This is a genomic window from Vibrio sp. CB1-5 (genome assembly GCF_059412285.1).
In genome coordinates this window covers 25,488-34,994 of the sequence record NZ_JBJHPB010000040.1, presented here as the reverse complement: position 1 = coordinate 34,994, position 9,507 = coordinate 25,488, and the positions used below count along the sequence as shown (strand labels likewise).

The following is a 9,507-nucleotide window of genomic DNA, read 5'->3' as shown; positions in this document are numbered from 1 at the left end:
TGAAAGTGTAAGAGCCATCAGAGTTAAACGTCAGCGACCCTTTACCATCTGGCACATCCGTTTGCAGGTTGTAAGATGCAACGGTGCCGTCAACATCTGAAGCTGCAGGAACATCGCGAGTGATCGACGTGTCTTCGTCGGTCATTTCATCCGCAGGCAGTGCCACTGGACGGTCATTGGTACCCGTTACCGTGATAGTTACGGTCTGTGGCTCACTGGCGAGCCCTTCGTTATCTACCGCGATGTAAGTGAAGGTTACGTCCTCAGACTCGCCATCGGTCAATGATTGGAAGTCCTCACCTGGATTAAAGGTGTACGAGCCATCGTCATTGAAGCTGAGTGAGCCTTTACCATCTGGCACGTCCGTTTGCAGGTTGTAAGATACAACGGTGCCGTCGACATCTGAAGCCGCAGGGACATCGCGAGTGATCGATGTGTCCTCGTCGGTCATTTCATCCGCAGGCAATGCCACTGGGCGGTCATTGGTACCCGTTACCGTGATGGTCACGGTCTGTAGCTCACTGGCGAGCCCTTCGTTATCGACTGCGATATAAGTAAAGGTCACGTCCTCAGACTCGCCATCAGTAAGGCCTTGGAAGTCTTCACCTGGATTGAAAGTGTAAGAGCCATCGTCATTGAAGCTGAGTGAACCTTTACCATCTGGCACATCCGTTTGCAGGTTGTAAGACGCAATGGTGCCATCGACATCTGAAGCCGCAGGAACATCACGAGCGATCGACGTGTCTTCGTCAGTCATTTCATCCGCAGGTAGTGCCACTGGACGGTCATTAGTGCCCGTTACCGTGATGGTCACGGTCTGTGGCTCACTCGTTAGACCTTCCTCATCAATCGCGATATAAGTGAAGGTAACCTCTTCGGATTCACCTTCCGAAAGTTCTTGGAAATCATCCCCCGGGTTAAACGTGTATGTCCCGTCCCCGTTAAAGACTAAGTTACCTTTACCGGTAGGGATATCATCTTCTAATGCATAAGACTCAACCACACCGTCAACATCACTACCATCAGGAACGCTGCGGGTAATTGGTGTATCTTCATCCGTCATTTCATTAGCAGGCACTGCAACCGGGCGGTCGTTGACGCCTGATACTGTGATGGTCACTGTTTGCGGTTCACTTGAGAGCCCTTCGTTATCAATAGCAATGTACGTGAACGTTACGTCTTCCGATTCTCCTTCAGTGAGACTCTGGAAATCCTCACCTGGATCAAAGATATACGAACCATCGGGATTAAATGTTAGCGTCCCTTTGTCATCTGGCACATCGGTTTGCAGATCGAATGATGCAATACTACCATCGACATCGCTCGCCTCAGGCACGCTTCGGGTGATGGATGTATCTTCGTCAGTCATTTCATCCGCTGGCAATGCAACCGGGCGGTCGTTAATGCCTGTGACAGTAATGGTTATTGTCTGTGGTTCACTTGTTAATCCCGAATCATCAATAGCAAAATATGTGAAGGTTACGTCTTCTGATTCACCTTCAGTAAGGTCTTGAAAATTGTCGCCAGGATTAAACGTATATGAACCATTTCCGTTAAATACAAGATTACCTTTACCCTCTGGTACATCATCTTGCAGAGCATAGGACACCACTGTTCCATCGACGTCATTAGCGTCAGGAACGCTCCGAGTAATGGATGTGTCCTCGTCTGTGATCTCATCCGCTGGGATGGCGACTGGTCGGTCGTTAACTCCCGTGACTGCAATGGTCACAGTTTGGGGGTCACTAGCTAAACCTTCATCGTCTCTAGCAATATATGTGAAAGTCACATTTTCCGACTCCCCTTGATTCAACTCTTGGAAGTCTGAGCCGGGATTAAATGTGTAAGAGCCATCTTCGCTAAAGACCAAACTACCTTTACCTTCTGGAATATCATCCTGAAGTTCATAAAGGGCCACAGTACCATCAATGTCGGTTGCTTCAGATACGCTACGACTGATAGACGTGTCTTCATCAGTTATCTCATTTGAGGGACTTGCAACGGGACGATCGTTAACACCGATAACCGTTATAGTGATAGTCTTCGGCTCACTAACTTGACCATCATCGTCAATCGCAATGTAAGTGAACGTTATGTTTTCTGACTCACCATCAGTAAGAGCCTGGAAGTCCTCACCCGGATTAAAGGTGTAACTGCCATCTTCGCTAAATACAAGGTTCCCTTTCCCTTCTGGAATATCCTCTTCAAGCGCATAAGACGCGATCGTACCGTCTACGTCTGACGCCTCAGGTACTCGACTGGAAAGCGAGGTATCCTCATCAGTTGATGCATCTCCATCTTCAGCGACAGGGGCGTCGTTTATTTCATTTAATGTAATTTGAACAGCCCCCGATTGAACAGAGTTCGGCTGGCCTTGCTGGTCATCAACCTGGTATGAGAAGAGGCCCGCACTTTCAGATGCAGCGGGATCCTCTGATGTAAGTGGAACTTCACTAGGGGCGTCATATTGTAAAGAAGCGAACTCCTCGACAGTTAATTGGTCTCCCACAGAGAGTGGATTTCCATTAGAATCTGTCACCACTCCCAAGTCTGGTAACTCTGTTACAGTGATGATTAAAGTGTCATTGTTGGCATCTGTGGGTACGAGCAAACCCAAAGCGTTGTCTTGCGAGTCTTCGTCAAAATTTCTAACCGCATCGAAGACAATCGGAGAGCTATTAAACGCCAACTGGAGTAACGTAAGGGATTGCGTTGCGGATAACCCTTGCGCCTCCAGACCAGACGTATCGAAATTAGTAGACGCAATAGTTTGAGCGCCTACTCGCGCGATTGAGCCTATCGCGATAGGACTTGAGCCACTTTCTTCACCAGCGGCTGTCGCTTGCTCTTCATTTTCAGTAGGGTCATCACCTTGTTCGATTGCGGCGATTATTGCGTCGGCATCAGCATCTTCGATAATGATCTCTTGACCTTGCCCGTCGGCCTGAATGAGCTCGATACTGAGTTCACCCCCAACCTCAGCGTCCTGAAGGATATCGATAACCACATCACCGGGACGAGGAGCAGTACCCTCTGGTAATACTGTGAGTTTACCTTGCGCATCGACAATTAAAGTCCCCGATACTTGTACTAAAGATGCTAACGAAATCGTGCTCATGTTCTGCTCCTTGAATCACCCGCTTACGCTCGGGTAATCGGTATTAGGTTCCAAGCCAACTGTAACTGGTCTGCGCATTGTCGGTCTTCTTTTTGCTGTTCAAGTGCGGCGCCGCCAGATTAATTTTACTTTCTTCTTACATTTAGATATCAGAGTAGCTAAAAAAAATAAACTTTCAGCCAAACTAAATAGCGTTTGTCTCAAAAACGAAAAAAGTCTCGCATAAGCGAGACTTTTTTAAACTCTTTTCTATGTTCGGCAGTGAGTTAGCCAATCACAGCTATGAACCCTTGAAGTATCACCAAGTTAACAATATCGATAAAAAACGCGCCAACAATCGGGACGACCATAAAGGCTTGAGGTGATGGACCAAAGCGATTAACGATAGATCCCATGTTCATCACTGCAGTCGGAGTAGCACCAAGGCCGAAGCCACAGTGACCACCGGCAATCACAGCACCATCGTAATTTTTGCCCATCACGCGGAAGGTAATGTAGTACGCAAACAAAGCCAAAACGACAGACTGAACAGCCAAAATAACAAGGAATGGAATTGCCAAATCAAAGATATTCCAAAGTTGTAAGCTCATGAGCGCCATTGCCAAGAACAAAGAAAGAGAGACAGTACCGAGGATATCAACGGTTTCAGCATCCACCTTATAGCTCTTCGTGACTTCACAGATGTTCGTGATGAACACACCGATGAAAAGCGCATAAACAAAATCTGGGATCATCAACCATTGGATCTCAAAAGTATTTACCCATTCATGAAGGTACTTGGCACCCGTTACACAAATGAGAAGGATAAACAGGACTTCAACGACCTTTTTGGCCGTAACGCGATCACGTTCATTTTCGTTGTAGGTAACCAGCTCAGGAAAGCGCTCGTGAGTATCATTACCGCGCCCATATTCAGACTCAAAATTGTTTTTGTCTATCAAACGTTGCGCGACAGGGCTGCCTATTATACCACCAATGATGAGACCAAACGTCGCCGATGCCATAGCGATTTCTAAAGTATTGGCAATACCATACGTCTCAGTAAATGTCGTAGACCAAGCTGCGCCTGTGCCGTGCCCGCCAGAAAGCGTGATAGAGCCTGCGATGAGACCCATTATCGGCTCTAGACCGAGCATGGTTGCTAGACCAACACCTACACCGTTTTGAATAATGATATAGATAGATGCTACTGCAAGGAACAAAAAGACTTTCGCCCCCCCTTTCATCAACTGGGTGTAGTTGGCCGCCAGTCCAACAGTCGCAAAGAACATCAACATAAAGGTTTTCTGCAACGGCAGAGAGAATTCCAAGTTAACACCGTTAAAGTGCAAAATCGTAATAATGATAGCGACAAGCAAACCACCAACGATGGGCTCCGGAATATTGTATTTACGGAGAACGGGCAATTTACTGTTGATAATGTGACCAAGAAAAAGAACGCTAATTGCGATCAAAAAAGATTCTAACGTGCCAACAGAGATGGTGTTGTTCATATAACCTCTTTTTTTGCTGTATCGCTCATCTTCCTTAATGAGGTATCGAGTCAATATTTTAGTGTAGTAAAAATAGGATAGATGGCGATCAAAACAAAATCACCAAACGGCCTTGTTTTCTTTATCCACTACTTTTCGTTGCCGAGGAAGCTTCGGCTGAGTGACACCCCAGTCTATGTGATTGATAACTGGATGTTTTGAGGTTTCAGGAACACAGTTCGCGTTCAAGATAAAAAGAGTAACTACACTGATTAAGGCGAGATAGTAGCACAATTAGCGCCATTCGACTAATTTAACTAATAAATACAAACAATAAGGTAACTGACCGTGATAAGGAATTCGTCAATCGCATTCGCTCTCTCGCTCCTGTTAGCAACCTCAGCCAACGCAAAAGTGAACGTTGATTATCAGACGCCAGAATCCAGCGCTGAAGAATCTGCACGCCAAGCAATCGAACAAAGCGGGGCGAACGAACTCGTAGCGGATCTCTCAAACCACTACTTTCCATTTAATACTGCACTGACTATCCACTACGGAGGCGATGACGGACCACTCTACGACCCTTCGACTCATACCGTCCACATGCCCTACAGCTTTTATACCGAGTCTCTCGAATATTTCACAAAAAATGACTACGAGAAACGTTTTGGCAAACCGGCTAAAGATGGCGCTATCGACACCTTACTTCATACTCTGCTGCACGAGGCTGGACACGCCTACATAGCAGACCAAGGGGTACCCATTCTTGGCAAAGAAGAAGATGCTGTAGACAATTTTGCAGCAGTCATCATGCTCAACTATATTGACCAAGGTGCAGATGCGACCATCAGTGCGGCTGATATGTTTGCATTCGAATCAGATGACAGACCGGACTATTACGATTTTTACGAATACATGGATGAACACAGCTTCGATTTACAGCGTTATTTTGCTACCTTGTGTTTGGTCTACGGTAGTGACCCAGGTTCACACAAGGATCTGCTCGATGAGATCGAAGACGAGTACAGAGACGAACAGAAAGACAAGTGCATCGCGACCTTTCAAGAGATCGATTATAACTGGAAGCAGGTACTAAACATTAAGTCAGAGGAATCCAGTTAATTCTTGAGGTGAACATGTCGACCAAACTGACCTTATTTTACGACGGACACTGCCCGTTATGCGTTAAAGAGATGGCCGCTTTAAAAAAGTGCGACAACAACGACGCGATACAGTTGGTGGATATTTTTTCAGAGGCTTTCCTTGATTACCCAGAGATAGACCAAGCATCGGCGTCTGAAAGGCTTCATGCTTATGATGACAAAGGGCGGCTTCTGCTAGGACTGGACGTAACCTATCACGCTTGGCGCTCGGTTGGGCGTGGACGCTGGTACGCCTTTACGCGCTGGCCAGTTTTTAGCCCCATCTGTGATTGGATATATCTCAAATTCGCCAGAAATCGATACACGATTTCTGGCCTTTTAACCGGTAAAAAACGCTGCGACAGTTGCCGGATAGAATAAATACATCCACTCCCAAACCACTAACGCATATTTACACTGTAAAGCTTATTTTTCTGCGTCTCGCTTTACTGCTTTAAACAACACAGAGGTATCCGAGCGTCCTTCTCCATTCGCCGACAACTGCTTGTAACGCTCTATTGACTGCTCGGTGAGCGGCAAAGAAACGCCCTGTTTTTGCGCTTCATCCAAACAAAAACCAAGGTCTTTAATCATCCAATCGATGGCAAACCCGAAGTCATACTTATCTTGAGCCATGGTGTTGGCGCGATTTTCCATTTGCCAAGAACCAGCAGCACCATTTTTCAAGCAATCCACCAGCGAAGGAATGTCTAAGCCGCTTTTTTGAGCCAGTAGTAAACCTTCTGAAAGCCCCGTAAGCACGCCAGCAATACACACTTGGTTCACCATTTTTGCACGCTGACCTTGACCAACATCTCCCATCAGTACCGAAGACTTGCCATAGGCATCAAAGAGTGGTTGAAGGACATCGAAAGTTTGAGTATCGCCGCCGCACATAATGGTTAATACGCCATTTTCCGCGCCCGCTTGACCACCAGAAACTGGAGCATCCATAAAACGAATCCCAGCGCTTTCACATGCAGCTCCCAACTCTTCAGCCAAGGTTGCCGACGTCGTGGTGTGATCAACGAGCACCGAACCCGATTTCATTGATGCAATCGCGCCCTGCTCTGCTGTCGTCATCTGACGAACATCATCATCGTTACCCACACAGACAGCCACAACATCCGCATCTTTAACACATTCCGCTACCGACTCTGCATATTGCCCTGCGTATTCATTCGCCCAGCGCTGCGCTTTTTCTGTCGTGCGATTAAATACACACACCTCAAACCCTGCTTTCACTAGGTGTCCTGCCATTGGGTATCCCATAACGCCCAGTCCAATAAAACTTACTTTCATTTCGGCTCCTTGTTTTTCTGATTCGGATTTACGGCCGTGTCCATATAACGAGCGGTTGCAAGAATCGCATCTATCAGGGCTTTTACGGCTTTAGGTTGATATTGTCTGCCTTTGTACACCAAAAAGGCCTGACGGTCACTACGATAGTATTCAGGTACAACATGAATAAGATTGGTGTTTCCCAACACGTGCTTGAGCGGCAATGATGCCACTCCAAGTCCGCGCTCGACCGCATCGACCAAAGCTTGGATATCATTGACAACCAACCTTGGTTTCAACTCAATATCTCCAACCACTCCCCCATCGTTGACCACTTGGATTCGCCTAGCATCATCAATCGTGAGCCAATCGACTTGTTTCAGCTTTTCCAATGTTACAATTGGCGCTCGCTTCTCAAGGTAAGAAGCACTAGCAAAGAAGCCGTTCTTGGCGATAAAGAGTGGACAGACAATAAGATCTTGCATGTCAGTGGTATCGAACGTGATCAAAAGCTCACGATCAGTTTTATGGTAGCGTGGCCATGTGCACTGTTACTGAATCAGACTGTACTGCCAAGAATCCGAGCATTTGCCGCATGGTGCTGTCAGCCAAAAACGATCAAACAGTTGAAAGCATGATCAAGGACTTTACCTTGATCATGCTTTCAATAACTAGAGATAAGTTGATTGGATCTCAGCGCAAAAAGAATGCGACATGTGTCTGATTGGTCGAGGCTTTGCGAACCCATAGCCTTGGAACATATCGCAATTCATCTGCTTGAGCTTCAAGTACTGCGCTTGAGTTTCTACCCCTTCTGCGGCAACATCGTACCCAAAAGCTTGAGACATGGTGATCACTGACTCTACACGGGCGCTATGAGCTAAGTCGATTTCGAAATCAGCAATAAAACTACGGTCAACCTCCACTTCGTCTAAGGGGAGCCGCTTTTCATGGGACATGAATGGTTTGAACAAACTCACTCAGGTGTGTCAAACAAACAGCTGGCGTTCATAATGGAAGCAAACCCAGATTGTCCTTGTGAATATAATGTCTCGTGCAGTTCAGCGGGTGAGCGCTCATACGTTTCTCTGCCCCCCTGCAAAGCGGTGTTGCTAACATTGAGGATGTGCCGTTTCGTAATCGTATTACCAAAATGCTCGGCACGTCTCTGAAACCCTTTAAAACGTATTCTAACGTCGTTAACTGAGAGATCGCCACAGAACCCTATGTCAACTTGTCCAAGCGCTGTCAGATGGTCATACAGCGCGTTCACGCCACTAGCTTGATCACTCGACAAGGATTCTACCGTCAAAGGGGCATAGTTGGCTGCCATAGAGATGACCGGTATTCCTTTTTGTACCGTTTTTTCAACCAAAGTTCTGGCGGCCGCTCGTAGCACAACAATCAGCCCATCAATGTGATCAAATGCAAAAGGAATATCAAAGTCGCGGCTTTGTCCGACACGAAGAAAATCAAATTGATGCCTGTTCCGCACCGTAGGCCCTCAGCGTGCTGGAGATTTCGCCCATGTAGAAACCACTTCGCATCGGCAAAATAACACCGATGGTTGTTTTGCGGTGACGACGGGTAATAACACTTTGTGCTTATCGAGCAGTAATGGCTGATAAAAGCTTTAAAAAAATCAAGCGCTTGGTTGTGGGGAGGAATTGGGAAATTTGACCAAATTAGCGTTCCCCAAGATCCAAAAAAGGAGCCAACCGAAGTTCGCTCCTTTTTCATCACTGTTTAGGGGAAAGTGCCCTAATTATTGCTCAGCGTTATGATAAACCTGCTGAACATCATCACAGTCGTCTAACATATCTAGGAACTTCTGGAATTTCTCCGCGTCCTCGCCAGCGATTGCAGTATGCGTTTGTGGCACAAAAGTGATTTCTTCTACATCTAACGCCAGTTCTGGATACTCAGCAGCCAGCGCTGTTTTCGCTTTAAAGAATTCAGTGTGAGGGGCAAATACCGTGATTACGCCATCTTCTAGCTCGATATCGGTCACATCAACGTCAGCCATCATGAGTGCTTCCAGTACCGACTCTTCATCGTCGCCTTTAAACTGGATAACAGCTTGGTGGTCAAACATATGCGCTACAGTACCTGGGCTACCAATCTTAGCACCAGTCTTAACGAAACATTGACGAACATCCTGGAAAGTACGGTTGCCGTTGTCGGTTAGACAGTCAACGATCACGCTCACGCCACCAGGACCAAAACCTTCATAACGAGCTGGTTGGTAGTCTTCACCGCCACCACCGCTGGCCTTGTCTAGCGCTTTATCGATAACGTGCGCTGGAACTTGATCTTTCTTTGCTTTAGCAATCAGGTGCTTAAGCGACAGGTTCATTTCAGGATCGGCACCACCGTTTTTAGCAGCAACGTAAATCTCTTTACCGTACTTGGAATAAACTTTAATTTTTGCGCCTTGTGTCTTCGCCATAGAGGCTTTGCGCACTTCAAAACTTCTTCCCATTGGGATGTTCTC

Annotated in this window: 9 protein-coding genes; 2 read left to right on the top strand and 7 right to left on the bottom strand. The window is 46.7% G+C overall.

Annotated elements, in window-relative coordinates; all coding sequences use genetic code 11:
* Both ACJB0T_RS20505 and gltS read right to left on the bottom strand, forming a co-directional pair.
* Positions 1–3,118 (bottom strand): cadherin-like domain-containing protein (locus ACJB0T_RS20505; RefSeq protein ID WP_495292929.1); only part of this gene is annotated, 3,118 nt, incomplete at its 3' end.
* Positions 3,119–3,384: 266 nt separating this feature from the next.
* Positions 3,385–4,611 (bottom strand): sodium/glutamate symporter, encoded by a 1,227-nt coding sequence (gene gltS, locus ACJB0T_RS20500; protein ID WP_479294474.1) that lies wholly within the window; start codon positions 4,609–4,611, stop codon positions 3,385–3,387.
* 321 nt (positions 4,612–4,932) lie between these two features.
* Between gltS and ACJB0T_RS20495 the strand changes: the two genes are divergently transcribed.
* Both ACJB0T_RS20495 and ACJB0T_RS20490 read left to right on the top strand, forming a co-directional pair.
* Positions 4,933–5,712: a DUF4344 domain-containing metallopeptidase gene (locus ACJB0T_RS20495; protein WP_479294595.1), complete on the top strand. Its 780-nt coding sequence runs from the start codon at positions 4,933–4,935 to the stop codon at positions 5,710–5,712.
* 14 nt (positions 5,713–5,726) lie between these two features.
* Complete coding sequence (locus ACJB0T_RS20490) at positions 5,727–6,113, top strand: thiol-disulfide oxidoreductase DCC family protein (protein WP_479294472.1); 387 nt, start codon at positions 5,727–5,729, stop codon at positions 6,111–6,113.
* Between the two features lie 45 nt (positions 6,114–6,158).
* Here the strand turns inward: ACJB0T_RS20490 and ACJB0T_RS20485 are convergent, their stop codons facing one another.
* The 5 genes from ACJB0T_RS20485 to ACJB0T_RS20465 all read right to left on the bottom strand — a co-directional run bounded on the left by ACJB0T_RS20485 (position 6,159) and on the right by ACJB0T_RS20465 (position 9,495).
* Positions 6,159–7,034 (bottom strand): NAD(P)-dependent oxidoreductase, encoded by an 876-nt coding sequence (locus tag ACJB0T_RS20485; protein ID WP_479294470.1) that lies wholly within the window; start codon positions 7,032–7,034, stop codon positions 6,159–6,161.
* Positions 7,031–7,522, bottom strand: coding sequence for a LysR substrate-binding domain-containing protein (locus ACJB0T_RS20480; protein ID WP_479294468.1), 492 nt, complete (start codon positions 7,520–7,522; stop codon positions 7,031–7,033). The genes ACJB0T_RS20485 and ACJB0T_RS20480 overlap by 4 nt, the downstream gene beginning before the upstream one ends.
* Positions 7,523–7,684: 162 nt before the next feature.
* On the bottom strand, positions 7,685–7,972 hold the full coding sequence (locus tag ACJB0T_RS20475; protein ID WP_479294466.1) for an EAL domain-containing protein: 288 nt from the start codon (positions 7,970–7,972) through the stop codon (positions 7,685–7,687).
* A gap of 17 nt (positions 7,973–7,989) precedes the next feature.
* Positions 7,990–8,508 (bottom strand): LacI family DNA-binding transcriptional regulator, encoded by a 519-nt coding sequence (locus tag ACJB0T_RS20470; protein WP_479294464.1) that lies wholly within the window; start codon positions 8,506–8,508, stop codon positions 7,990–7,992.
* A 270-nt stretch (positions 8,509–8,778) separates the two neighbouring features.
* Complete coding sequence (locus ACJB0T_RS20465; protein WP_042499977.1) at positions 8,779–9,495, bottom strand: YebC/PmpR family DNA-binding transcriptional regulator; 717 nt, start codon at positions 9,493–9,495, stop codon at positions 8,779–8,781.
* Between the last annotated feature and the right edge of the window lie 12 nt (positions 9,496–9,507).